The 25,836-nt window shown below is 62.7% G+C and carries 23 protein-coding genes; 10 read left to right on the top strand and 13 right to left on the bottom strand.

Annotated features, from left to right (window positions below; genetic code table 11):
- Entirely contained in the window at positions 1–867 is an 867-nt protein-coding gene (gene fghA, locus HY836_RS03890) for an S-formylglutathione hydrolase (protein ID WP_290673769.1), read from the top strand.
- A gap of 6 nt (positions 868–873) precedes the next feature.
- Here fghA and HY836_RS03885 read toward each other — a convergent pair whose 3' ends face one another.
- On the bottom strand, positions 874–2,424 hold the full coding sequence (locus HY836_RS03885; protein ID WP_290673768.1) for a methyl-accepting chemotaxis protein: 1,551 nt from the start codon (positions 2,422–2,424) through the stop codon (positions 874–876).
- 127 nt (positions 2,425–2,551) lie between these two features.
- A complete protein-coding gene (mgtA, locus tag HY836_RS03880) occupies positions 2,552–5,188 on the bottom strand; it encodes a magnesium-translocating P-type ATPase (protein ID WP_290673767.1) in 2,637 nt (878 codons plus the stop codon).
- Positions 5,189–5,425: 237 nt separating this feature from the next.
- On the opposite strand from mgtA, the gene HY836_RS03875 reads away from it, so the two are divergent.
- Complete coding sequence (locus tag HY836_RS03875) at positions 5,426–6,229, top strand: hypothetical protein (protein ID WP_290673766.1); 804 nt, start codon at positions 5,426–5,428, stop codon at positions 6,227–6,229.
- 45 nt (positions 6,230–6,274) lie between these two features.
- On the opposite strand, the gene HY836_RS03870 is transcribed toward HY836_RS03875, so the two are convergent.
- From HY836_RS03870 to HY836_RS03845, 6 genes are all read right to left on the bottom strand, one after another.
- A complete protein-coding gene (locus HY836_RS03870; protein WP_290673765.1) occupies positions 6,275–8,614 on the bottom strand; it encodes a hypothetical protein in 2,340 nt (779 codons plus the stop codon).
- A 13-nt stretch (positions 8,615–8,627) separates the two neighbouring features.
- The gene (locus tag HY836_RS03865) at positions 8,628–8,801 is read right to left on the bottom strand and encodes a hypothetical protein (RefSeq protein WP_290673764.1); all 174 of its coding nucleotides are present in this window, start codon (positions 8,799–8,801) and stop codon (positions 8,628–8,630) included.
- Between the two features lie 180 nt (positions 8,802–8,981).
- Entirely contained in the window at positions 8,982–9,563 is a 582-nt protein-coding gene (locus HY836_RS03860; protein ID WP_290673763.1) for a bile acid:sodium symporter, read from the bottom strand.
- On the bottom strand, positions 9,560–9,781 hold the full coding sequence (locus HY836_RS03855) for a hypothetical protein (protein ID WP_290673762.1): 222 nt from the start codon (positions 9,779–9,781) through the stop codon (positions 9,560–9,562). Before HY836_RS03855 ends, HY836_RS03860 begins: the two co-directional genes overlap by 4 nt.
- Positions 9,782–9,915: 134 nt before the next feature.
- Positions 9,916–10,404: a glutathione peroxidase gene (locus HY836_RS03850; protein WP_290673761.1), complete on the bottom strand. Its 489-nt coding sequence runs from the start codon at positions 10,402–10,404 to the stop codon at positions 9,916–9,918.
- Positions 10,405–10,503: 99 nt separating this feature from the next.
- Positions 10,504–11,079, bottom strand: a complete 576-nt coding sequence (locus HY836_RS03845; RefSeq protein WP_290673760.1) for a hypothetical protein — start codon at positions 11,077–11,079, stop codon at positions 10,504–10,506.
- A 269-nt stretch (positions 11,080–11,348) separates the two neighbouring features.
- Between HY836_RS03845 and HY836_RS03840 the strand changes: the two genes are divergently transcribed.
- On the top strand, positions 11,349–13,130 hold the full coding sequence (locus tag HY836_RS03840) for an ATP-binding protein (protein ID WP_290673759.1): 1,782 nt from the start codon (positions 11,349–11,351) through the stop codon (positions 13,128–13,130).
- Positions 13,131–13,145: 15 nt separating this feature from the next.
- Here the strand turns inward: HY836_RS03840 and HY836_RS03835 are convergent, their stop codons facing one another.
- The 4 genes from HY836_RS03835 to HY836_RS03820 form a co-directional block, all read right to left on the bottom strand.
- Entirely contained in the window at positions 13,146–14,051 is a 906-nt protein-coding gene (locus HY836_RS03835; protein ID WP_290673758.1) for a M14 family zinc carboxypeptidase, read from the bottom strand.
- 73 nt (positions 14,052–14,124) lie between these two features.
- Positions 14,125–14,700 (bottom strand): Holliday junction branch migration protein RuvA, encoded by a 576-nt coding sequence (gene ruvA, locus HY836_RS03830; protein WP_290673757.1) that lies wholly within the window; start codon positions 14,698–14,700, stop codon positions 14,125–14,127.
- 9 nt (positions 14,701–14,709) lie between these two features.
- Positions 14,710–15,369, bottom strand: coding sequence for a response regulator transcription factor (locus HY836_RS03825; protein ID WP_035037001.1), 660 nt, complete (start codon positions 15,367–15,369; stop codon positions 14,710–14,712).
- 37 nt (positions 15,370–15,406) lie between these two features.
- A complete protein-coding gene (locus HY836_RS03820; RefSeq protein WP_290673755.1) occupies positions 15,407–17,536 on the bottom strand; it encodes a sensor histidine kinase in 2,130 nt (709 codons plus the stop codon).
- A gap of 127 nt (positions 17,537–17,663) precedes the next feature.
- On the opposite strand from HY836_RS03820, the gene HY836_RS03815 reads away from it, so the two are divergent.
- From HY836_RS03815 to HY836_RS03805, 3 genes are read left to right on the top strand one after another with little or no spacing between them, the layout of a single operon-like run.
- Positions 17,664–18,710 carry a PhoH family protein gene (locus HY836_RS03815; protein ID WP_290673754.1) on the top strand — a complete coding sequence of 349 codons (1,047 nt, stop codon included), beginning with the start codon at positions 17,664–17,666 and terminating at the stop codon, positions 18,708–18,710.
- Positions 18,707–19,147 (top strand): rRNA maturation RNase YbeY, encoded by a 441-nt coding sequence (gene ybeY / locus HY836_RS03810; protein ID WP_290673753.1) that lies wholly within the window; start codon positions 18,707–18,709, stop codon positions 19,145–19,147. Before HY836_RS03815 ends, ybeY begins: the two co-directional genes overlap by 4 nt.
- Positions 19,148–19,149: 2 nt before the next feature.
- Complete coding sequence (locus tag HY836_RS03805) at positions 19,150–20,670, top strand: ATP-binding protein (RefSeq protein ID WP_290673752.1); 1,521 nt, start codon at positions 19,150–19,152, stop codon at positions 20,668–20,670.
- Positions 20,671–20,692: 22 nt separating this feature from the next.
- Here the strand turns inward: HY836_RS03805 and HY836_RS03800 are convergent, their stop codons facing one another.
- The gene (locus tag HY836_RS03800; RefSeq protein WP_290673750.1) at positions 20,693–21,379 is read right to left on the bottom strand and encodes a response regulator transcription factor; all 687 of its coding nucleotides are present in this window, start codon (positions 21,377–21,379) and stop codon (positions 20,693–20,695) included.
- Between the two features lie 355 nt (positions 21,380–21,734).
- On the opposite strand from HY836_RS03800, the gene HY836_RS03795 reads away from it, so the two are divergent.
- From HY836_RS03795 to HY836_RS03780, 4 genes are read left to right on the top strand one after another with little or no spacing between them, the layout of a single operon-like run.
- The gene (locus HY836_RS03795; protein WP_290673748.1) at positions 21,735–22,934 is read left to right on the top strand and encodes a methyl-accepting chemotaxis protein; all 1,200 of its coding nucleotides are present in this window, start codon (positions 21,735–21,737) and stop codon (positions 22,932–22,934) included.
- Positions 22,935–22,952: 18 nt separating this feature from the next.
- On the top strand, positions 22,953–23,321 hold the full coding sequence (locus HY836_RS03790) for a response regulator (RefSeq protein ID WP_290673746.1): 369 nt from the start codon (positions 22,953–22,955) through the stop codon (positions 23,319–23,321).
- On the top strand, positions 23,318–23,617 hold the full coding sequence (locus tag HY836_RS03785) for an STAS domain-containing protein (RefSeq protein WP_290673744.1): 300 nt from the start codon (positions 23,318–23,320) through the stop codon (positions 23,615–23,617). Before HY836_RS03790 ends, HY836_RS03785 begins: the two co-directional genes overlap by 4 nt.
- Positions 23,614–25,836 (top strand): chemotaxis protein CheA, encoded by a 2,223-nt coding sequence (locus HY836_RS03780; RefSeq protein ID WP_290673742.1) that lies wholly within the window; start codon positions 23,614–23,616, stop codon positions 25,834–25,836. The genes HY836_RS03785 and HY836_RS03780 overlap by 4 nt, the downstream gene beginning before the upstream one ends.

Below are 25,836 nucleotides of genomic sequence, written 5' to 3'. Positions count from 1 at the left end.
ATGGGCACACTTCAATTGCTGACGGAGCACGCCTGCTTTGGCGGCGTGCAGCGCTTTTACCGCCACGCCTCGGGCGCCACAGGCGTCCCCATGCAGTTCGGCCTGTACCTGCCACCGCAGGCCCTGCAAGGCCAGAAGGTGCCCGTGGTGTTCTACCTGGCGGGCCTGACCTGCTCGGAAGAAACCTTCGCCATCAAGGCCGGAGCCCAGCAGCATGCCGCGCGCCTGGGCCTGGCCCTCATCACGCCGGACACCAGCCCGCGTGACACCGATCTGGACGAAGCCAATGAAGCCTGGGATTTCGGCGAGGCCGCCAGCTTCTACCTGGATGCCACCGAGCGCCCCTGGTCGGCCGCCTGGCAGATGGAAACCTACATCACGCAGGAACTGCCCACGCTGCTGAGCCACCACCTGCCGGTGGACACCGATCGCATGGGCATCTTCGGGCACTCGATGGGCGGGCATGGGGCCTTGACGCTGGCCCTGCGCAACCCGGGCCTGTTCAAGAGCCTGTCAGCGCTGGCACCGATCTGCGCGCCCACGCAGTGCCCCTGGGGTGAAAAAGCCTTCAGCGGCTACCTGGGGCCGGATCGCAGCGCATGGCCAGCCCACGACGCCAGCGCCCTGATGGCCGAGTACCCCATGCCGCCCTACCCGGATGGCATCCTCATCGACCAGGGTCTGGCCGACAAGTTTCTGCCCACGCAACTGCACCCTGAAAAGTTCGAAGAGGCTTGCACGAAGATCGGGCAGCCTCTTGCATTGCGTCGCCATGAAGGTTATGACCACGGTTACTACTTCATCCAGAGCTTCGTGGCAGACCATCTGGCCCACCATGCGCAGGCGCTGGGTAGCCAGCAGTCCTGATCGGCATCAGTTCATTTTGAACACCGATACGGCCTGAACCAGTTGCTGCGCCTGCTGCTTCAGGCTCTCCGCAGCGGCTGCGCTTTCTTCCACCAATGCTGCATTTTGCTGGGTGGCCTGGTCCATCTGGCTCACGGCCTCGCTCACCTGTGACACGCCGGAGCTTTGCTCTGCGCTGGCGCTGGTGATCTCGCCCACGATGTCATTGACACGGCGGATGGCATTAACCACTTCCTGCATGGTCGAGCCAGCCTGGTCCACCAGATTGGAGCCACGCTCCACGCGCTCCACGCTGGCCCCGATCAGGGACTTGATCTCCTTGGCGGCCTCGGCAGAGCGTTGCGCCAGGTTGCGCACCTCGCCGGCCACCACGGCAAAGCCACGGCCTTGCTCACCGGCACGGGCGGCTTCCACGGCGGCGTTCAAGGCCAGAATATTGGTCTGGAAGGCGATGCCGTCGATCACGGTGATGATGTCGGAGATCTTGCGCGAGCTCTCGTTGATCTCGCGCATGGTCTCCACCACCTGGCTGACCACTTCGCCGCCCTGAATGGCCACCGTCGAGGCGCCATTGGCCAGTTGATTGGCCTGACGGGCGCTGTCGGCGTTCTGGGTCACGGTAGAGCCCAGCTCCTCCATGGAAGCCGCCGTTTGTTGCAAGGCCGAAGCCTGCTCTTCCGTGCGCTGACTCAGATCCTGGTTGCCTTGGGCGATCTGCGAGCTGGCTGTGGCCACGCTTTCGGCCCCCATGCGCACACCGCCCACCATTTGCACCAGGTTCTCTTTCATGTCCACCAGGGACTGGATCAGGTTGCCGATTTCATCGCGGCCCGTCACCTTGAGCCGCCCGGTCAGGTCACCATCGGCGATGCGACGCGCCACCGCGGCTGCCTCGTTGACCGGCACCGTCACCATGCGGGTGATCCACAAGGCCAGGAAGGAGGCCAGACCAACCGCCCCGATCAGCAAGGCCAACACCCAACCACGCGCTTGCCCATACGTGGCTTGCGCGTGCTCGAAGGCCTGATCAGCACCCTTCTTGTTCAAAGCGATGTCCTGCTCCAGCGTGGCCCGCATGCCACGAAATGCCACGCGAGACGCGCCCTTGTAGATCTGATGGACCTCGGTCTCACCGGCTTCGCCTTTTCTGGCAGCCTCGATCAAGCGGTTGTTGGCCTCGTAATAGGCGCCGAGTTGTTGCTTGAACTGATCGGCCAACTGACGCTCTTCGGGCGTGGTCACCGTCGGTTCATACACAGCCAGCAGGTCGGCAATCTGCTGCTTGGCCTTGACAATCCGCGCCTCCTCGCCAAGCCGCTCCTGATCGCTGTCGAGCACCATCATCAGGGATTCGGCACGGCGGATCTCGGCCACCGCGTCGCGCAGGTCACCCAGTGCACGCACACCCACCATCCAGTTGGTCGCAATCTCTTCGGTGTCGCTGTGAAGGCGGGACAACTGCGTCACTGCAAAGCCCCCCACAACCAGATTCAACAACACGACAAATCCAAAAGCTGCGCCCAGCTTCTTGCCCAGCTTGATGTCTGAAAAATTCATGGGTACACCTGTCATCGACGCCTGCGTCGTCACTTTGTATTGGCGGCCTTGGCGAAGGGTGCCTCCCAACGACCGCCATGAAACGACTTTTTCGGCCAGAATCGCCAATACTTGAGTCGTCAAGGCCTTATACGAGGCGCAAGCGCCTGCGCATCCAACGTGTCACCAGCGTCGCCAGACCCAGGTAGCACAGCAAGATGCCGCACAAGGCCAGCCAGTACGGCCACGGCAGGGCGACCAAGCCCAAAGCACCTGCCAGGGGCGAGAATGGCAGGTACGCGCCCACCGCGCACACCGCCAGCGTGGTGCCGGTCAAGGCCCGACTGGCCCGGCTCTGGATGAAGGGCAGGCGCCCCGTGCGGATCACATGGATGATCAACGTTTGAGACAGCAGTGACTCCACGAACCAGCCCGTGTGGAAAAGCGCCCCCTGCTCTGGCGTCTGGGCCTTGAAGTAGAAATACATCAGCGCAAAGGTGGCGTAATCGAACAGCGAACTGATCGGCCCGACCATCAGGATGTAATGCGCGATGTGGCTGATGTCCCAGTGCCGCGGCTGAGACAACTCTTCCTCGTCCACCTCGTCGGATGGAATCGCGGTCTGCGAGATGTCATACAGCAGGTTGTTGGTCAGCACCTGGATCGGCGCCATGGGCAAGAAAGGCAACCAGGCACTGGCCCCCAGCACACTGAACATGTTGCCGAAGTTCGAACTGGCACCCATGCGGATGTACTTGAGCAAGTTGCCGAAGACCTTTCGGCCCTCGATCACGCCATCATCCAGCACCAGCAGGCTCTTTTTGAGCAGGATGATGTCGGCAGACTCCTTGGCGATGTCCACAGCCGTGTCCACCGAGACGCCTACATCCGCCGCCTGCAACGCCGGCCCATCGTTGATGCCATCACCCAGATAGCCGACTACATGGCCTTTTGCACGGAGTGCCTGGATCACACGGGACTTCTGTCCGGGCGACAACTTGGCAAACACCTGCGTCTGTTCGACGACCTCGCCCAGCGCCACATCGCTCATGGCCTCGATGTCCCGGCCCAGCAAAATGCGGTCGATGTGCAAATCCACATCGCGGCAGATCTTGCGTGTAACCACCTCGTTGTCACCGGTCAGGATCTTCACGGCCACGCCGTGGCGAGCCAGGGCCGACAAGGCCTCGCGCACGCCTTCCTTGGGTGGATCGAGAAACGCGATGAAGCCCAGCAGCACGAGATCGCGCTCATCAGCCACGGTCACGGGAGGCTGGCCTTCCGCCAGAGGCTTGTAGGCGATGGCGATCACGCGAAAGCCATCTTCATTGAGCGCACGGCTGGTGGCTTGCACCGTCTCCAGGTGGCTCGCATCCAGCGCGAAACGCCGCCCGCCAGACTCTGCCTGTGAGCAGGCCGCAAAGACCTCTTCGACGGCGCCTTTGCAGATCAACAGGCGCTGCCCCTGCCCCTCCACCACCACCGACATGCGACGACGCTGGAAGTCAAACGGGATTTCGTCGACCTTCTCGTATTGGCCGCGCGCGTGCAGCTTGTCGTGCACCTCGGTGTACTTGAGCACGGCCTGATCCAGCTGGCTCTTGAGGCCGGACTGGTAGTAGCTGTTGAGGTAGGCGAAATCCAGCACCCAGTCACTGGGCTGGCCATCCAGATCCACATACTTTTCCAGGATGATGCGGTCCTGCGTGAGCGTGCCGGTCTTGTCGGTGCACAGCACATCCATGGCGCCGAAGTTCTGGATCGCCTGCAGGCGTTTGACGATGACCTGCTTGCGTGACATGGTCAGCGCGCCCTTGGCCAGGTTCACCGTGACCAGCATGGGCAACATCTCGGGCGTCAGGCCCACCGCCACCGCCGTGGCAAACAAGAGCGCTTCCAACCAGTCGCCCTTGGTCAGGCCATTGATCAGGAACACCAGTGGCACCATGACCATCATGAAGCGCAGCATCAACCACGTGAAGCGGTTGAGGCCCTGATCAAAACTGCTGGGGCCACGTTCGCCCGTCATGGCCTGTGCGATGCCGCCAAATACCGCCCTGGGCCCGGTGTTCACCACCACGGCGGTGGCCGAGCCACTGGCCACATGCGTGCCCATGAAGCAGGCATTGCGCAAGGCCATGGTGTCCACGCCTGCGGCCTCCACCAAGGCATGCTTTTCAACCGGCATGGACTCGCCCGTCAAGGCGGCCTCGTTGACAAAGAAGTCTCGTGCGCTGAGCACAAGCACATCCGCAGGGATCAGGTCGCCCACCGACAGGTGCACCACATCGCCCGGCACCAATTGCGCGATGGGCACCTCCCGGACATCTGGTGCGGCACTGGGCGCGGCAGGCGCCGCACTTCGGGCACCAGCCGTACCGCGCCGTACCACGGCCGCGGTGGTATGAACCATGGCACGCAAAGCCACAGCAGCCTTGTCGGAGCGACGCTCCTGCACAAAGCCCAGGGTGATGCTCAGCACCACCATCAGCAAGATCAGAACAGCGGATTCGGCATTGCCCGTCAGCAAGGAAACCAGTGACAGCCCGACCAACAGGAAGTTCAAAGGATTGGCCACCCGTTGCACCAACTGAACCAGCAACTTGCGCGTTCCGGGTGGTGACACCTGATTGGGGCCGAACTGCTTCAGGCGCTGACGGGCCTGAGCCGCATCCAGTCCATCGACACGCGCATCCAGCGCCTTCAGGATCTGGTCGACAGGCTTGGTAGCCAGATCAACCAGACGCTGGCCCGGCTGCACAGGTGTCGTGGTGGGGCGATTCATGCATGGCATCATCGCCCCATTTTTCGACCGGATCATGACACCCGGGCGAATCAGATCAACGAGACATCAGTTGATCGTCAGGCGCTTCCCGTTGGACGCGGCCTTCTTGGGCAAGGTCAAACTCGTTCGGCCTCACGGTAGCGCGATGGCACCTGTGCGACGTTCTGAAAGCCCATCCACCGGGCACTTTTCTGGCGTTTGCCCCCCATCTGACGGCGCTATGGTCACTGGATGCAAATGCCAAAGTGGACCGCAGGCTTGTCCCTACCCGGTATGGGTGGTGCCTTGATGCTGTCCGTCGTGGCGCATGCGCTGGCGGTAGCAGGGTGGCTGTATGGGCATCAACCACCCGGGGCCACGGTCAGCGTCGCTCAAAAGCGCGGGGGGCTCACCGTGCAGTTGATGCCTGCGACCCCGGCCCCCGTCCGCCAGACAGCCCCAAAGCCCCCCAAGGTCGTCTCGGCGTCAGTTCCACTGCATCGCCCTCCTGCGCCCACGGCGCAGAAGCCCACCACCCAGCCGCCCATCGAGCCGGCCCCCGCCACACCGCCGGTGACGGGCGAGCCGCCAGCGCCAGCCACGGCGACCGCATCGGCACCCATGGCCGCCCCGCCGCCTGCAGTCCGCCCCGGCGCACGGTTCGCCAGCCTGTTTGCCCCCATCGTGAGCCAGCCCTTGGGGCGAGGGCGCTGGGGCGGTGCGGCTGCACCATCACCTCAATGGCAGGACGATGCCCAGGCCGCCATGCGCCGCGAGCAAGCCATTGCCGCGACCCGGCGCCAACTGCAGCTGGGCACCGATCAAATCCAGGCTCAATTGCAGGCACAAGCTCTGAATGGTGTTTGCGATGCGCGCCTGTCACTGGAGCGCCAGACGGCGCAGGTGCAATGCGCGGATCCCGCCGATCAAGCTCGCCTGAGCGCCGCCTTGAGTGCCTTCGTGCGCGTGCTGCCCCCCGATGTCGCCGCTGCCGCGGAAACCTGCCTGCACATTGAAGGGCAAACACTGGGCTGGCCCAGCTGTTCAGCCGCGCAACCATGAAAAACGGCCCCGCAGGGCCGCTGGTTCAATCCGCCGAGGAGGGCATCACTGAACGATGCCGTCAATCACCGATGGCTTGGTGCTTGTAGGCGTGGGCTCTACAGTGAGCACCCCCATCACGGCGGCCTTGGCATTCACATCCACCAGACTCGCGTCAGGCAGCGCCAGGGCACTGGCCGCCGTCAGGCTGAGTGAGCCCGACACCACACCGCAGCTGACCTTGCTCAAGCGCATTTCACGCTCCAGGAACTTGACGTAGTAGTTCTGCGAACCATCCGTCACGGCACTGCCATCAACGATATCAAAGGCGGGCACCCAACGGGCCATGGCACCACCTTGCAGTTGACCGCACTGCACAGCTTCATTGGTGTCCGGGTCCACGCAACCACCAGGAATGCCTTGCAGTTCACCAAAGCCGCTGAACTGCAACTGCACCTTGTTGCCGTGATAGCGGGTGAGCTGGTTCTCAGAGCCACCGCGAATGTTGTTGCCGTTGTTGGGGTTGCCGCTGGTGAAGGTGGCCACCGCATCCAGGCTCAGCGTTTTGGGCGGGCTGATGGTCACACCGGAAGCGCCGAAGTACTTGTTCCACTGGTTCGGGCCGGTCTCCCATTGGTAGATCGTGGTCAACCGGTCAGCCAGGGACGAGCAGTAGTGGTCACCACTGGTATTGGCCACGCCGTTGCTGTTGCAACGGATGCTGGCCAGGTCGGCATCGGCCACCATGAAACCACTGGTCAAGCCCCACTGGTTGCCGCCCATGCCGTTCTTGCTGGCGCCGGATGCATCCGCATCCGCGCTGCCGTCATTGATCATGCCGGCTTGGAAGGTGTAGGCATAGTTGGTGCTGCTGGGGCCCCAGACGCCACCGTCCTTGAATGGCGATCCGTTCAAGCTGCCGCTGCTGACCAGGTTCGTCCCTGTCTTGGGGCACATGCTCACACAGTTGAGCCCGATAGCGGAGCCAGAGGGGGCCACCACCTCACGGGTGCGGTAAGACACCTCGGTATCAGCCCCAAACGCACCGGTAGCCGGCACGACGATGGCGCCATTGCCACCACCGGACGGGAAGAACACCGGCAACGCATTCGTATAGTTGCTGCGCAAAGTGGCCGCGCTCAGCGGGACGCTGGCGTGCAGCGGATTGGGCGTACAGCCATTGTCACCGCATTGCTGGTAGCCCACCACATTCAGCGTGCTGCCATCCCACTGCACCTCGTAGTTCGTGTCTGTTGGGGCCGGCGTGGAGCCGTCGGTGGTGCCGATCGCTGCATGCGACCAGTACATCATCGACACGTTCTTCAACTCATCCAGGGTTGAGGTGTCGCGGGTGAGGCGCCAGAGCTTGCCGCCCTTGCTGATCGGTGTCAGCGTCACGTCCGACGAGCCCACGCGGCGTGTCAGCGTGCCATTGCCCAGTGCAATATCGTCCAGGGCCGAGTCAGGCAACCACAAACCCCAGAAACTCCAGAAGCCATAGTAGGTATTGCCGCCGTTGACATACTTGACAGAAAAACCCGGGTTGTCGATGTCCAGTCGCTCGCCAGAACTGCCATAGGTGCCGTAGCGCCAGGTCGAGGTTTCACCTTGCGACTGCCGACGGTCGAAGCACGCATTGGCGTTCGCACCTTCCTTGCGGATGAAGTGGTTCCCGTCATAGGTGAACGTGTAATCATAGGGCGAGCCGCCTTCAGTCCCGCTGATCTTGCCGGAGCCGGTATCCAGGCTGGGGTTGTTGATCAGCTTTAGCTGCGTGATGTAGCTGCCGCCACCTCCGCCGCCACCGCCACCACCACCTATCTCATCCTGGTAGAAGCTCAACCCCGTTTCGTCAGACTGCAGGGAGCCGCTGAAGCCGCAGGTGCCTGGCTGAGCGTCATCCTCCCCACAGAAGTACATGCGGAATCGTCCGTTCGGGTAGGTCTCGGATTTGCCTTCAAACGCCTCCACATAGACATAGATGGTCGACTTCATGGCGCCACCACCATCGTCTTGCTCTTCATGCAGCCAGGACTTGATGATCAGCGGCGCAGATTCGGATGCTTGCGTAGCCTGCACCACCGCCGTCATGTAGTTGGTTGCATTGGACGCACCCGCACTGGTGCTGGTGGACTTGCTGCTGTCACCCCGCCCTTTGCACTTGTTCTGATCGATCAAGGCCACATAGGTGCCCTGGTTGACCATCGCATCGCCGCGCATGCTGCCGATGATGCACATGATCATGTTGACGGTGCCTACCCTATCGCCAACGCGATCCTGCACCCAGGTGTTCTGAGCGTCGGTGACATAAGCACCACTGGTGGGGGGCGTGGCCATGGCCATCTGGGCAGCGCCGAGCGACAGCGCACTCAAGGCAAACGGGACTCCTCTGCGAAGCAGTGTCATGTCGGCCTCCGTCTCAGTTGGCAGAGACCACCTGCACCGACGAGGGCAGGGTGATGTTGGACGACGTGACGGTTGAACCGCCACCACCGCCGCCGCCCGAAGAGGCGCTCGAATCCCCGCCACCGCCGCAGGCCGACAGCAGCAAAGCCGTCAGTGCAACACCCATCACACCCATCCAACGACGCATAAGACCTCCAGACAAGGACACGCGGTCAATCCGCAACCTATGCGCTTTCGACCTGGCCAATGTCCGCTTTAGCGGGGTTTTCTGGAATAAAACGACCGTTCGTGATTTACGGTCGTTCCATGGGCTTTGCCACGTAGCTACGCATCGCCCAGGCAAACAACAAGCCGCCGATGTACATCATCACGCCGTAGAGAGCGCCAGGAATGGCCATGTATTCTTCAGTACCGAACTGGCGATCACCAGGGAGAGCGCCGCATTTTGAACCGCCGTCTCGATGCCCAGGGTGATGGACTGACTCCGTGAAAGACGTGCCAACCAGGCCACGGTAAAGCCCAAGCAGAGCATGCTCAAGTTGAGGGCCAGGGACAAGGGTGCCAGCAACATGAAATGGCTTTGCACAACGCCCCAGTTCCTGAACATGGCCATCACAAGGATGAGTACGAACAACACCGTGGCAATGCGCGTGGCAGTCGGCTCGAACCGCTTGGCCCAAGCCGCCCATCGGTGGCGTGCCACCATGCCAAATGACACAGGTAACCCCATGAGACCGGCCACCTGCATCATCATGAAACCAACAGGGACATCAACCGGACGCTCGGCGCCCATGAAGTGAGCCAACGCCGCCGTCACGATCACAGGCAAGGTGAAGATGGTCAGCACGCTGGCCAGCGCCGTGAAACTCAGCGCCAGGGCCACATCCCCTCGAGCCAGGTAGGTCAGCAAGTTGGAGGTGGCGCCGGTGGGGCACGCCGCCAGGATCATGAACCCAACCGCAAAAGCCCCCCCATGCCCATCAGCTTGAGCATGCCGAAACAGGCCAGCGGCAGCAGCACGAAGTGGCAAAGCACACCTACCACCAAGGCACGGGGCTGCATCAGGATGCGCTTAAAGTCGCCCAGCGTGAGCCCCAGGCCAAGCGAAAACATGATGAAAGCGAGAATCAACGGCAACAGCACGCTGGAAACGACGTCACCTTGCACCAGAGCCCTCCTTAAGTGAACAGACCCATGTCAGGGCCAAGTCTCCCTGGCCGCGCGGGCCTCGATTCTGGCCGCGCCAAAGGCTGCGTGACGGGCGAGAAAGCCCTTGATGACCCACCCTGTCCGGGTCAATCTCACCCGACGGCCAAGGCCTTTTCGATGTCGGCCAGCAAGCCCTTGGGCGTATCGGTAGGGGCATAGCGCCCCAGCACGCGGCCATCACGGCCGATGAGGAACTTGGTGAAGTTCCACTTGATGGACTTGGTGCCCAGGATGCCGGGCGCCTCCTTGACCAGCCACTGGTACAGCGGGTGGGCCTTGGGGCCATTGACGTCGATCTTGGCCATCATCGGGAAGCTCACACCATAGTTGAGCTGGCAGAACGAGGCGATGTCGCTGTCGGCACCCGGATCCTGCGAGCCGAACTGGTTGCACGGGAAGCCCACCACCGCCAGGCCCTTGGCGCCATGGTCTTTCCACAGCTTCTCCAGCCCCTCAAACTGAGGCGTGAAGCCGCACTTGCTGGCCGTATTGACGATCAGGAGCACCTTGCCCCGGTACTGGTCCAGCTTGACGGATTCACCGGTGATGGTTTGCGCTTCAAAATCGTAAACAGACGTCATGTTGGCACCGTGGCTGAAAGTGGCGGAAGGTTGAATCCGGCCAGCAGATTACCGCAAGGTCGCAGCCCGATGGGTTGAAGGGTCAAGTCGTCGCGTGGCTCAACGTTTGATCAGGGCGCCAGCGGCTTCGCCAGCAGGCTGCAGAGGCCCCAGCGGATTGGAGTGGCGCTCCGTCTGCTTGATCTGAGGCTCGCCACCATGGTTGCGAAACAGCACCACGCCATCCCTGGCCACGATCAGTCCCTGGAACTTCCAGCCGCTGATCTCCGTGCGGCGACGAAAGTTGAGGAAATCGGCCCAGAAGCTGCCCTCGCGGTGGCTGTTCTGGCGACCAAAACTGAATTCATAGGCACGACACAGTTGCCGCGCCTCGATGCAATCGCGGATACCGGGATCCAGCATGGCCAGCGGCACACTGGGATTGGGCGCCAGGCGGGCCACCACTTCCGGATAAGGAATCAGACGCACATTGGCCGAGGCCAGCACATCAAAGCCCAGTTCCTTGAGCTGCGCCACGGTGGTTTCGTAGGGTTTGACGCGCTCAATGGCATCGCGCGCCTCCTCAAAAGTGCCAAAGCCGGACTGGCTCTCCGTGCTGCCGCGCGGCAAGAGGCTGCTGCAGCCCGTGAGCAACAGCATCAGCGCTGACAAAAAGTAAATGCGCGAGAGACCCATGACCTCATCACAAATGACTGCTGCAGCGATATCCGCCGCGATTGGTCGAATGTAGCGCATGCCCCAGGCATTGGCCGGCCGGTTAATGCGTCGTGCAGTTCACAACGACATCGTAAACACTAGGCCCTCTACATGGTCAAAGCTGTCAGAAGTGCCTACACTGCACATTCCCAGGCGCTGAAACCGAGCTTGTATCTGGTCGTCGGCGCAGGCTTGCTTCAAGCCCGAAAGCGAACAAGACGATGGGTCACGACGTGAGGAGAATCGCCATGCCTGACATCCGCTCAGCCTCTTCTGAAGACACCCCCCTCTTCCCTCCCGCCGGACTGGCCGACACGGCCACATGGCGCCCCGCCAACGTACGCCGCTCACTACCCGTGGGCGTTTCCGACACCATGGCAGACGACGCACAACGCCTTCTCGACGAACTCCAGCTCCGCCACGACGCTTTCGAGCAGCAAGGGCAGGTCATGCGCCAGCTGCAGGCTGCCTTGCAACGCTCACAGGCCACCAACCAGGAGCTGGCGCTGGTGGCAGACCGGGTCACCGATGCGATCCTGATCTGCGATGCCCAGCGCTGCATCAGCTGGGTCAACCCGGCCTTCACCCGCCTGACGGGTTTTTCGCTGACCGAGTGCCACGGCCAGTTGCCGGAGGAGCTGCTCAGCGGCCCGCACACCGACCCCGCCACCATCACCCGCATCAACCAGGTGCTGGCCCAAGGCGGCAGCGTCGAACGGCTGGAGGTCTGCCACCACCGCAAGGATGGCGAGCCCTTCTGGGTTTCGCGCTCGGTGCAACCTGTGCACGGGCCCGACGGCCAGATCAACCGCTACATCGAGGTCCTGACCGACATCAGCGATCGCCGCCGCGCGGACAACGAACACGCCAAGCGCCTGGAAGCCGAAGTGGCCCTGGCCACCAAGGTCGAGTTCCTCTCCCGCATGAGCCACAGCATGCGCTCGCCGCTCAACGCCATCCTGGGCTTCACGCAGCTGCTGGACATGGCCAACGACACGCAGTTGCCCGAAGCGCAACGCCGCCAGATCGGCCACATCCACACGGCTGGGCAGCAGTTGCTGTCGCTGCTGGATCAGGCCCTGGAATACGCCAAGCTGGACGACAAGCCGCTGGGCATTCGCCCGCAACGTGTGGAGCTGTCGGTGCTGCTGCGCGAAGTGCGGGCCGCCCTGGAAGACGACGCCCTGGCGCAGGACATCACCGTGGTGGTGGACAGCCAGTGCCCCGCTGTCTGGGCCGACCCGCAACACACCCGCGCCATCCTCCTGAACCTGATGAGCAATGCCATCAAGTTCAGTCCGCAGGGATCGACCATCTGGCTGCAAGGCAAGATCTCGCAGGATGACCGCGTGGGCATCATCGAAGTGCGCGACCAGGGCTTCGGCATCGAGCAGAACGACCTGCCCCGCCTGTTCCAGCCCTTCATGCGCTTTGACACGGCACCCGGCAAACCCTCCGGCAACGGACTGGGTCTGGCGGTGTCGCAACGCCTGGCCGAACTGATGCACGGCCGCATCGATGTCACCAGTACCCTGGGCAAGGGCAGCGTGTTTGCCCTGAGGCTGCCACTGGCTGAAGGCCCCGGCAACCTGCGCTCCACCGTGAACCGCGGCAGCAACGAGCCCGCCGTGTCGCTGCCACCGCTGCGCGTGGTGCACATCGAGGACAACGCGCTGAACCGCAGCCTGGTGGAAGCCATGTTTGCAGCCTATCCGCAAGTCAGGCTCTACTCGGCCGAAACGGCGGCGGAAGGCATGGCCAGCATCGAAGCCACCCACCCCGACGTGGCCCTGGTGGACATCAACCTGCCCGATGGCTCCGGCCTCGATCTCTGCCGCCGCCTGCGTGCCCAGCCTGACTTCAAGAAGCTGCCACTGATTGCACTGAGTGCGGACGCCCTGCCCGATCACATCGCCAAGGCGCTGCAAACGGGCTTCAGCCATTACCTGGTCAAGCCGCTGCAGATCAACCGGCTGCTGCAGATCCTGGCGGCCCTGCCCAGCGCACAAGCGGCACCGCCCACGCGCTGATCGCCGCCCTGAGGCTCAACCGGCGCCCAGGCGCTCGGCGGTCCAGCGCAGCAGATCCAGCCACATCTGGCGGATCTCTGCCTCCTGAGGGGTGCGCAATGCGCTGGGCAGCTCGATGGTCACCACCGGCACCTTCTTGTGCACCCCGCCATAGTTGCCCAGGCTGCCAGGAAAGATGCCGACCTGATCCAGATACAGCCGCCCCAGCCGCTGAGGCGGCGAGGTGGGACCGTCAAAGTCCAGCACACCATAGGGCGCATGCACTGACACGATCAGATTGGGCTTCCAGCGCTCCATCTCGTCAAACAGCCACTTGGATTCGGGCTCGGACAACGCCTTCGGCCCAGGGTAGCGGCGTGGGTCTTTCTGCGTGCGCTGGTTCCAGTACATCGGCGCTTCCTTGTCCCAGTTCGGGGTCGGGAAGTTACGATTGAGGTCGACCCCGCGCGAGTTGGTGCGCGTGGGCTTGTCCAGCAACATGCCGTCCGGGTTCATCAGCGGGATGAAACGCCAATGGATGTTGGAAGGCGTCTCACCTGCGGCCGCAATCCAGTGCATGACCAATGAAGTCGACGAGAGTTCATCACCATGGATGCCGCCGATGACCAGCACGCGCAGGTGGGCATTGCTGGAAATCACATCACGCTGGAACAAGGGGCGCCCTTGCGCCGAACGCGCAGCAATGGGCATCAACTGGGCCTTGGCGCACACGGCGAGGGGCAGATTGGGCAAACGCCTGGCCATGTCCTGACAAAACGCTTGCGCCGTGTCATGCACAGGCACCGCCTTGGCTGCGGGCTTGGGCGGGGGCTTGACCGAGGTCATCGCCATCAGGGATCCCCCCCCGAAAAGCCCCATCGCCAACAGCGCTGTTTGTTGCAGGGCGCGTCGACCAGCGCCGTCGAAAAGCCAGGAAGTCATGCCGTTCAGATCAGGAAAATTGCAAGGCCACTCAAGCCGCCTATGATGCCCTGAATCGGGGGGCCCACCAGGCTCAGCGAGCCAGGGATTTCAGGGCTTGCTTGATGCCCTCGCTGACCGACACGTCGGGCGGCAAGGCTTTCAAGGCAGCCTGCGCTTCCTTGTCGGAATAACCCAGGGCGATCAGGGCCTGCAGGATGTCAGCCTGGCTATCGCTCACGGCGGCAAAACCGGGAGTGGCCAGCGCGGGCGCCAACTTACCCTTGAGTTCGAGCAACAAGCGCTCGGCCGTCTTCTTGCCGATGCCCGGCACCTTGACCAGGCGCGTGGTGTCTTGTGCGGCCACCGCCTGCGCCAGTTCGCTGGAACTCAAGCCCGACAACAGTGCCAAGGCGATGCGCGGGCCCACGCCGCTGATCTTGATCAGCTCACGGAAGGATTCGCGCTCGGCAGCCGTCAGGAAGCCAAACAGCAGTTGCGCATCTTCACGCACGATGAACTGGGTCAGCAAGGTAACCTTGGCGCCCAGTTCAGGCAAGTTGTAGAAGGTGCTCATGGGCACCTGCACTTCGTAGCCGACGCCATTGACGTCGACCAGTACAAAGGGCGGCTGCTTTTCGGCCAGCAGCCCGGTCAGGCGAGCAATCATCTACAAGACTTAACGGCGGAACAAACCCAGACGCTGGGCTTCCAGCGCGGCCTCGGCACGCGAGGACACATTGAGCTTGCGGTAGATCTGCTTGACGTAGTCGGCGATCGTGTGGCGCGACAGGTTCAGCTGCTGGCCGATTTCGGGCAGCGTGAAGCCCTTGGCCACGCGCAACAGCACTTCGTTTTCGCGATCGGTGAGCTGCACGTGCGGCGTCACGGTATCGGGCTGGATGGGCTGCTGACGTGCTTGTGCGGTGAAGTACTGGATCACGCGACGGGCAATCGAGGGCGACAGCGGGGGCTCACCCTGGCTGATGCGGTGCAACTGCTCGGCCAGTTGCTCGCGCGACTGCTCTTTGAGCAGGTAGCCGAAGGCGCCGGCCTGCAGGGCGGGGAAGAGGTGATCGTCGTCATCGTGAATGGTCACGACCACGGACTGCACATCGGGCTGCTTTTCGCGCAAGGCCTGCACCACCTCGACGCCGGAGCCGTCTGGCAGACCCAGGTCGACCATGGCGACGTCAAAGCGCACCGCGTTGACCAACTCCAGCGCGTCATGAATACGCGAGGCCTCGCTGATCTGGGCACCGGGGAACACCTGAAGCGCGAGGGTCTTGAGCCACACGCGGATTTCGGGCAGGTCTTCAAGTAAAAGGATTTGCTTCATGGTGGACGGGCCTCACTTCAAACTAGGAACGCTGGGATCAGTGTCCACGCGCAATATTTCGCATGCTAGCAGCGCCGGGGCTTCCCGAGAGCGATGTTGGCAAGACTTGTTGCATGGTGGCGATTTCCAATGGCAGGGTCAAACGGATCACGGTGCCAAAACCCGGCCCCGATTCGACCAGACACTGGCCGCTCAACTGCTTGGCACGGTGCTTCATGCTGGTCATGCCGTGGCCACGGTCCAGGCGACCGTCCAACTCCATCGGAATGCCCTTGCCGTTGTCCTGAATGACCAGCACGAAATCGTGGTGCTCCAGGTGCACCTCGGCCGAGATCACCACATGCGAGGCACCACTGTGCTTGATCACATTGCTGACCGCCTCCCTCAGGATACGCGTGGTCTGCACATAAGTACGTGACGAAAGTGGCTCTTCGATGATGTCATTGGGGTTGCGCCACTCGCATTCGATGCCCGCCTGCCCCAGACGGGACACCACTTCGGCCCGCCAGTCGGCCAGGGCGTCGGACAGCACCATGGGCTTGCCGGTCAGGCCACGCACGGACAGGCGCATTTCTTCCAGCGCTTCACGCGCCAGGGTGGAGATGCGGTCGTTGTCACTGGTGTGCACGATGGTCAGCAGTTTGGCGCCCAGGTCATCGTGCAGGTCGGCCGCGATGCGCTTGCGCTCCTTCTCGGCGATCTGCTCGACGCGCAGTTCGGCTATCTGGTTGAAGTTGCGCTCGATCTCGCCACTGATTTCCTGCACGCGGCGCTCCAGTTGCTTGCGGGCACCCTCAGCGGTCTGCAGCGCGCGGGCGTAAACCTGAATCAAACGCACCGCCACCGCCGCATACAGCAGCGGCATCACGAAGTGGGTGATGTGTACGCCCCACAACTTGACCAAGCCGCTCTGGAATGTCAGCTCGATGCCCAGCACTGCGGCCACCACACCCAGGGCGGCGCTCATCAGCCAGAACTCGGTGCGGCGCTTCTTGCCTGCCACCCACAGGAAGAAGCCGATCGTCACGAACAGCTCCAGCGCAAACAGCACGTACCAGATGCGGGCACCCATGAAGAGACGGTCCGTGCCCATGGCCAACAGGCTGATGGGAAACAGCACGCACTGGGCCCACAGCACGGCGTTGAGCTGGCGCTTGCGTGCGCCACGGTTGACCGCCCCCATGCTCTGCCCGGCATAGCCCAGCAGGAATTTAATGGCAAAGGCCGTCATGGGCGCGAACATCATGGCAATCAGCACCTCGACGCCCGCATTGGGCACCGCCACATCGCTGAGCCACATCCGCCCGGTCATCATCGACCAGCCGATGGTCAGGAACCCGAAGTACAGCAGGTAATCGAGCCGGCGCACCCAGGCCAGGCCCAGGGCAAACACGCCCAGCACAGCCAGGATGCCGCCCAGCACCTGAGACACGGTGGTCGTCCAGAACTCCTGTTGCTCATACAGTTCGCGGATTTCCTGCAGCGGCCCGATGCTCACGGCGGCCAGCCCGCCGGCACGTTGCCGCGCCGTCACGCGGTTGATGGGATAACCCGCCACCTTGATGTCCAACTGGTTGTGTGCCTCGCGCAGCAGGAAGGTCGGCAACGGGATGACGTGCGAGCGATAGCAGTTGCGCGCATAAGGTTCGGTCATGCGGCCACCACGGTAGAGCAACTGGCCATTGAGATGCGCCTCCACGTTGGAGCAGGCACGCTCGATGTAGACCGCCATGACCTGATCCGGCGCGGGCAGCTTGTTGGCATCAAAGTTGAAGCGATACCAGACGGCGCCCTGGTAGCCAATCTGCGTCTTGGCCCACTCGTCAGGCAGGCTCTGCAAATGCCCAGTCTGCCCGGCGGGAAACTGGTTGGCGTTGCTGCGCACTGACCAAGCCTGATCGAGTGACTGGACTGAGCTTTCTGCCGCCATGGCTGCCACGATGGTGGATGGACGGCTCAGTCGAACGGTTTCCCGGTTCAGGGCGACCATGACGTAGGCCACCACCAAGGCCAGGATCAGGCCCAGCCCCAACAACAGCCACAAACGACGAACCTGGGCAGGCGAGCGCCCGACCGTACCCGATGGACCACCTTCGCCGTCGGTATCCGAATCGGCAGACGATGACCTTTGGGCCCAGGACTGCCACCAACGATGCAATTTGCTCAAGGAAGACTCCAAAGCCCGTCGCACACACCATGTGTGCGAAGACTCTCCGATTTTCGCAATATATGTCACATGGTGAAGCCTCGGGCAGGCGACAATTTGCATGCTTTCTCTCCCTACCGGGGCTTTCATGCAACTGCGGCACAGCTTTTCCCCCCCTGACAACACCCGACTGGCCCACTTGTGCGGTCCGCTGGATGAACACCTGCGCACCATCGAGGCCGCTTTTGGCGTGACGATGACGCGGCGCGGCGAGCAATTCCGCGTCGAAGGGGCCCGGGGCGTCCCCCAACAGGTGGTCGAATTGCTGGATGCGCTGTACGCGCGCAGCGCCAAGCCCATCAGCGCCGAAATGGTGCAACTGGCCATCACCTCCAGCCTGGCCAGTCAGCAGCGGGCCCGCCAGCCCAAATCGGCCGACGAGGTGCAGGCGCTGCCCGACGAAGAAGCCGACGGCCCCACCCTGCACACCCGCCGCGCCGACCTGCACGGCCGCACGCCCAACCAGGTCCAGTACCTGCGCAACATCCTGTCGCACGACCTGAGCTTCGGCATCGGCCCGGCCGGCACGGGCAAAACCTTTCTGGCGGTGGCCTGCGCGGTGGATGCCCTGGAGCGCAGTGCCGTGCAGCGCATCGTGCTGACCCGCCCCGCAGTAGAAGCCGGTGAGCGCCTGGGCTTCCTGCCTGGCGACCTGACGCAAAAGGTCGACCCCTACTTGCGCCCGCTGTATGACGCCCTGTACGACCTGATGGGTTTTGACCGCGTCACCAAGGCTTTCGAGAAGGGCCTGATCGAGATCGCACCGTTGGCTTTCATGCGCGGGCGCACGCTCAACCACGCTTTCGTGATCCTGGACGAGGCGCAGAACACCACGCCCGAGCAGATGAAGATGTTCCTCACCCGCATCGGCTTTGGTGCCCGCGCCGTGGTCACGGGCGATGTCAGCCAGATCGACCTGCCCAAAGGGGCCAAGAGCGGCTTGATCGAGGCAGAGCGCATCCTCAAACGGGTCAAGGGCGTGGCCTTCACCCGCTTTACGTCCGCAGACGTCGTGCGCCATCCGCTGGTCGCCCGCATCGTAGAGGCCTACGACGCAGCCCAGGCCAGCGAGATCGAACCCCGTCAGGCCACGCGCGGCAACAAGACAACCGACACATCACGGCAAGACGCATGAAACCGACCCTCAGCCTGAGCCTGCAGTTCGCAGACAAAAGCCACCGCGACACCCTGGCCCGCCACAAGGTGGCCCGCTGGCTGAAAGCCGCGCTCGACACCGATGCCGAATTCGCGGTGCGCATCGTCGGTGAAGAAGAAGGCCGCGCGCTGAACAAGGACTTCCGCAAGAAGAACTACGCCACCAATGTGCTGACCTTCGACTATGCGATCGAACCGGTGGTCATGGCCGACCTGATCATCTGCGCCCCTGTCATTGAGCGCGAAGCCCGAGAGCAGGGCAAGACACTGGAAGCCCACTACGCGCATATGCTGGTGCACGGTGCCTTGCACGCGCAAGGTTGGGATCACATGAAAAAGAAGGACGCCGAAGCCATGGAAGCGCAAGAACGCGAGATCATGGCCGCGCTGGGCTTCGAGGATCCTTACGCGGACTGAGCATGCGCAACAACAGCCCAAGTCAAAGCAGCGACATCAGCTACTACATGCGCCGCCTGGTGGACCACGTACCCTCCATGCTGGCCTACTGGGACAAGGATCTGCGCTGCCGCTTTGCCAACAAGGCCTACAAGGTCTGGTTCGGCCGCACGCCCGAGCAGATCATCGGCATCCGCATGGAGGATCTGCTGGGGGCCAAGCTGTTCGCACTCAACGAGGCCTATATAAGGGGCGCCCTGGCGGGCCAGGAGCAGCAGTTCGAGCGCATCGTGCCGGGCCCGGACGGCGTGCAAAGGCACAGCCTGGCCAGCTACCTGCCCGACATCGTCGATGGACAAGTGCAAGGCTTTCTGGTCCAGGTCACAGAGGTCACCAAACTCAAGGAAACCGAGGCTGCCTTGCGTGCCAGCGAGGCCTTTCTGGACCAGACCGGGCGCATGGCCAGTGTGGGTGGCTGGGAAGTGGACCTGCGCACCAATGCCGTGAAATGGTCGGATCAGGTGTGTCGCATCTACGATCTGCCACCAGGCTATCAACCCACGCGCGAAGAAGCGCGCCAGTTTGTCGATCCGGAAGCCCGCGACTGGCTCAACGCCATGGTGGCCTCAGGCACGCAGAGCGGCAAGCCGTGGGAAGCCGAGTTCCCCGTCATCACAGCCACGGGGCGTCGAGCCTGGGTGCGCTGTTTCTGCGAGGTGGCCTTCGAAGGCGGGCTGCCGGTGCGCATGTTCGGGGCCGTACAGGACATCACCGAACAACGCACCAAGGAGGCCGAACTGCGACAGGAGCAGTCCATGCGGCAGCGCATCGAGCAGCAGGTGGCGGAGCTCGATCGCCTGCTCAAGGAACGCAGCGAAATGCTGGACGTGCTCGCGCATGAAGTGAGGCAACCCCTCAACAATGCATCGGCCGCGCTGCAAAGCGCCAAAGCCAGCCTCTCAAGCCTCAATGACGTGGCTGCCACACAAAGGGTGGCACGCGCCCAGAAGGTCATGAATCAGGTCATGGCCAACATCGACAACACCCTGGCCGTCGCCGCCTTGCTGGCCCAGTCGGCCCCCATCGCGCGGCAGGATGCGGATGTCGACACACTGATCGGCGTTGCCGTGGCCGACATGCCGGCGGAAGAACAGGCCCGCATCCACATCGAGCGGCTGACCTCCACCCGCACCGTCTCCATGGACATGAGCTTGATGCGACTGGCGCTGCGCAACCTGCTGTCCAATGCCCTGAAATTCAGCCCGCCGGATGCCCCCATTACCATCCGGGTCAGCGACTCGGATGCGCCGCTGGCACTCGTCATCGACGTGATCGATGAAGGCCCGGGCGTAGCGCCGGACGTGCTGCCGCACCTGTTTGAGCGGGGCGCGCACGACCACCACCACAGCCAGCCTGGCCATGGGCTGGGGCTCTACATCGTTCGACGGGTGATGGAACTCCACGGCGGGCAGGTGAACCTGCTCGTCCAGGGGCAATCAGGCACCACAATGCGACTGACCATGGTTCAGGCACCCAGCCACTGACCAACCTGTCAGGCTTGATCGATCAAGCCGCCGTCAAAGGCGCACGGAACACATAGCCCACCCTGGACTTGGACTGCAAGGGCACCAGCAAGGGCGTCGCACGCTCAATGCAGCGACGCAAGCGGTAGATGGTCGCATTGAGCCCATCCGTGGTCTCGTTGTCATCGCTTTTGCCAATGCGTTGGCGCAGGGTGTCCCGGCTGACCACCTCACCGCCGGCCTCCACGAAACACTCCATCAGCGTCTGGTCGATGTCGCTCAGGTCCACCCGTGCGCCGTCTGGTGCCACCAACTGGCCAGTGCGCCGCTCAAGTCGCCACTCCGCGGATATCTGCCCGTTGCTGTTGATCCGGCGATGAACCGCCTTGATGGCCAAGGCGACCTGTTCGAACTGCACCGGCTTGGTCAGGTACATGTCCGCACCGGCACTGATGACGTCCTTGAAGACATCGGGTGCCAGGCGACCGGACACCACCACCAGACCAGCCGTGGTCCGTCGGCGCAACAGCTTGATCAGATCGACGCCATCGATGCCAGGCAGCATGAGGTCAACCAGATAGAACTGGTAGCCGTAAGGGTCTGCATGCACCAACAGATCATTGCTGTCAGAGAACACAACCACACGCACGCCCTGCTCCTGCAGATACTGCGCCAGGAACTCCGCGTACTCTTTGTCGTCATCAATGAGCGCTAGTGATTTGGGAAGCATAACCGCATGGGAAAAACAATGATCAGCAGATTAAAGCACAGGCAGCATCCTCAGCAAAATGCGCCATTCATCACATATACCTGCACGAAACGCCACCGATCACATAAATGACTTAACAAAACATTTGTGTGATCCGATAAGCTGTCATAAGCACATATATGGAGTTATCACTCTAGAAATCAAGCCCCACTCACTTGCTGCCACCCATGATGGAGTTGTCACACGTGCAATCGTCAACTTGAGACGTGCATGCTGATGACTCCATGAAATATTGCTCAAAAGCACGTTGCGCCTCATCAAGGTGCATGCGCTTTTGGACGAATAGCTGCCTACGCCTATTCGCAGGAGCAAAACCATGGAACTGGCAGCTGGGGTGATTTCCCCCACCGATGAAGGCTCGACGCCCTCATCACCCTTGTGGCAGGGGCTGTCTGTTGCCACGCTGGGTACCTTGTGCATTCACATCAGTTTGGCCGCGCCGGCATGGGTTTGGCCAATCTGTTTGGCATTCGCCACACTGGCCACGCTGATTTGTGGCCCGCTGAGTTCGTGGTTGACACGCCGACAGCAGCAAGTGAAGCCCGCGAGCCACGCCCACCAGCCCCAGGACCATCTGCCATCCCTGTGTGGTGCGGTGCTGCCCATCTGGTCAAGGCATCTGCACGCCGCCAGGCAACAACTCTCACACGCCATGGACGTGCTGACGCAGCGTTTTGCGGGCATGTCCCAACGGCTGTGCGACACCATGGACCGTGCCTCTCAAGGCGGCCAGGACGGCGGACTGCATCACGCCCTCACGGATGCGCAATCACAACTCACGGGCCTGCTGCATGACTTGCGCGACGCCCTGGAGGTACGCAGCCAGTTGCTCAATGAGGTCGTGACCGTCACCCAGTTCGTGGGGCAACTCCAGAGCATGGCCGCAGAAGTGGGCGCCATCGCCAGGCAAACCAACCTGCTGTCCATCAACGCGGCCATTGAAGCGGCACGCGCAGGTGAAAGCGGCCGGGGCTTTGCGGTGGTGGCCAAGGAAGTGCGACTCCTGTCGCTGGAATCCGGCCAGACGGGTGAGCGCATCACCTCGGTCATCGCCCAGGTCAGCGAGGCCATCGACCGCGCACGCCACAGCTACGAATCGTTCACCAAGCACGACAAGGCGCTGATGGACCAGGCCTCGCAAACCATCGAAGGTGTCGTGCAACGCATTCACAGCACGGCCACCGACGTGATGAGCAACACGCAAAGCCTGCTGACCGAGAGCCAGGCCATCCGAAACGAAATTGACCAGGTGCTCGTGGCCGTGCAGGCCCAGGATCGCATCAGCCAGATCCTGCAGCACACCAGCGACAACCAGGAGCAGTTGCTGCGCACCCTGGGCGTGAACGACAGCGCGCCCCCGGCGGCCAGCGCCTCAGCCGAGCAATGGCTGGCACAGCTGCGTAGCACCTACACCACGCCAGAAGAACAGGCCGCGCACGAGGGGCGTCCGATCGAGCTGGCGGACTTGATCCCGGCGACCAGTTCGGCCGACGACGGCGACACCACTTTTTTCTGACAAGGGAGCTGCACCATCATGAGCAAAACCATTCTGGTCGTCGATGACTCGTCTTCACTGCGAACCGCTGTTCGCATTGCCCTCAGTGGCGCAGGCTTTGACGTGATTGAAGCCGAAGACGGCAAACAGGCGCTGACCAAGCTGGATGGCCGCAAGTACCACCTGGTCATCAGCGATGTGAACATGCCCAACCTGGATGGTTTCGGCTTCGTCACCGCCATGAAGCAGATGCCCGCCTACAAGTACACGCCGGTGGTCATGCTGACCACGGAAGCCGGTGATGACAAGAAGGAAAAGGGCAAGGCCGCTGGTGCCAAAGCCTGGATCGTCAAGCCCTTCCTGCCACCTCAATTGCTGAGCGTGGTGTCCAAGCTGGTGATGCCATGAGCACGCCCGTAAAGGTCGAGGGCGAGCTCACGGTGTATGCCGTGCACGACTTGAAAGCCCGCCTGCTGGCCGCCTTGAGCGACGGCAGCCCGCTGCAGATCGACCTCAGCGAGGTGTCCGAGATCGATGGTGCAGGCATCCAGCTCCTGCTGGCCACACAGCGAGAAGCCCGCCAGAACGGCACAAGCATCAGCCTGAACTCGATGGCACCGCAGGTGGCGCACGCGCTGGCCCTGATGGATCTCACCCACGAATTTGCCACCGTTCCTGACGGGCACCCGGAGCAGACCGCATGAAACTTGACGAAGCACTTCAGGCCTTCATCACGGAGAGCAAGGAACTGCTCGACCGCATGGAAGAGGCCCTGCTGTTCATCGAGCAGCAACCGGACGATGCCGAGACCATCAACGCCATCTTCCGTGCGGCCCACACGATCAAAGGCTCCGCCGGCATCTTCGGCCTCAACGACATCGTGGCCTTCACGCACGTGGCAGAGAACGTGCTGGACGATGTTCGCCGAGGCTTGATCCGGTTCGACGGCGCGCTGGCCAACCTGTTTCTGTCGGTGGGTGACCACATTCACTCGCTGGTCGAACTCATCGCCAAAGGCCATGAGCCTGACGAGGCCTGCGCCCAACGCGGCGCAGCGCTGACAGTCAAGCTCGAAGCGGTGCTGCAGGCAGGCGGCAGCGCATCGGGCAAGGCCGAGCCCCCCACCGCATCACGGACTGACGAACAGACAGAACGCAGCGAATCGCCCGGCGCCATGGTCGATACCGACAACTGGCACATCTCGCTGCGATTCGGCAGGGACACCATGCGCGAGGGATTCGACCCTTTGAGCTTCGTGCGCTTTCTCACCACCCTGGGCGAGATCGTGCACATCGTCACGCTCACCGAAAACGTGCCCGCGCTGTCAGACCTGGATCCCGATGAGTGCCATCTGGGTTTCGAGATCAGCTTGCGCAGCCAGGCGGACAAGGCCGCCATTGAAGGCGCATTCGAGTTCGTGCGGGATGACAGCCAGATCCGCATACTGCCGCCACGCAGCAAGATCAGCGAATACACCGACCTGATCGCCGCCCTGCCCGAATCGGAACTGCGCCTGGGCGAGATCCTGATTCGCTGCGGCACCCTGACGCGCGCCGAACTGGATGCCGCACTGGACGAGCAGACCGTATCGGGGCATGAAGGCCGCCCCGTCGAGCCCCTGGGGCAAATATTGATCGACCGTGCCCAGGTGCACCCGTCAGTCGTGGATGCCGCACTGGTCAAGCAAAGCAAGGCACGCGAGTCCACGCGACAGGGCGACACCAATCTGTTGCGCGTAGATGCCAGCAAGCTGGACCACCTGATCGACCTGGTCGGTGAGTTGATCATCGCGGGCGCCGGGGCCCACCTGATCGCCCGCAAGCACAAGATCAAGGACCTCACCCAAGCCACCTCGGCCGTGAGCCGGCTGATGGAAGAGGTGCGGGACTCGGCCCTGAACCTGCGCATGGTCCAGATCGCGGGCACCTTCAACCGCTTTCAACGGGTGGTGCGCGACGTCAGCCAGGAACTGGGCAAGGACATCGCCCTGAAGATCACGGGTGCCGAGACGGAGCTCGACAAGACCGTCGTGGAGAAACTGGCCGATCCCCTGACCCACCTGGTGCGCAACGCCATGGATCACGGCATCGAATCCGCCGAACGCCGCGCCCAGTCCGGCAAACCCGTTCAAGGTACGGTCAGCCTGCACGCCAAACACGAAGCGGGCCAGGTGGTGATCGAAGTCAGCGACGATGGAGGCGGCCTGAGCAAGGACCGCATCCTGCGCAAAGGCATCGAACGCGGCCTGGTGGCCCCCGATGCCGCACTGAGCGACAAGGACATCTACGACCTGGTCTTCCAGCCCGGGTTCTCGACGGCCGAGCAGGTCAGCAACCTCTCCGGGCGCGGCGTGGGCATGGATGTGGTCAAGCGCAGCATTCTGGCGCTGCGCGGCTCGATCGACCTGCGCAGCACCGAAGGCGTGGGCACCACCGTGTGCATCCGTTTGCCGCTGACGCTGGCCATCATCGACGGCTTCCTGCTGGGTGTGGGCAAGTCGTCCTATGTGGTGCCGCTGAGCATGGTGGTGGAGTGCATCGAGATGTCTCGCCAGCAGACTGCGGGCAGCGACTGGCTGGATCTGCGTGGCGAGGTGCTGCCCCTGGTGCGCCTGCGCGAACTGTATGACATCGAAGGAGAACCTGGCCGCCGCCAGAACGTGGTGGTGGTCAAGGGCGGCGGCAAGCGCGTCGGCCTGGTCGTCGATCAGTTGATGGGCGAATTGCAGACGGTCATCAAGCCACTTGGAAAGGTCTTCCAGCACGTCCGCGGCGTCGGCGGCTTCACGATCCTGGGCAACGGGGCCGTGGCCCTGCTGCTGGATGTTCCCAACCTGGTCACGCAAGTGACCCAAGAGAGCGAGGCGGGCTTCCAGCCCAGGCATTTCCACGCTCGACACCCTGCGCTGCACGAAGCCCATTGA

The sequence above is a fragment of the Aquabacterium sp. genome (genome assembly GCF_016234775.1).
GTDB lineage: Bacteria > Pseudomonadota > Gammaproteobacteria > Burkholderiales > Burkholderiaceae_C > Aquabacterium.
The sequence above is the reverse complement of the archived record's forward strand: the minus strand, read 5'-3'. Positions and strand labels throughout refer to the sequence as shown.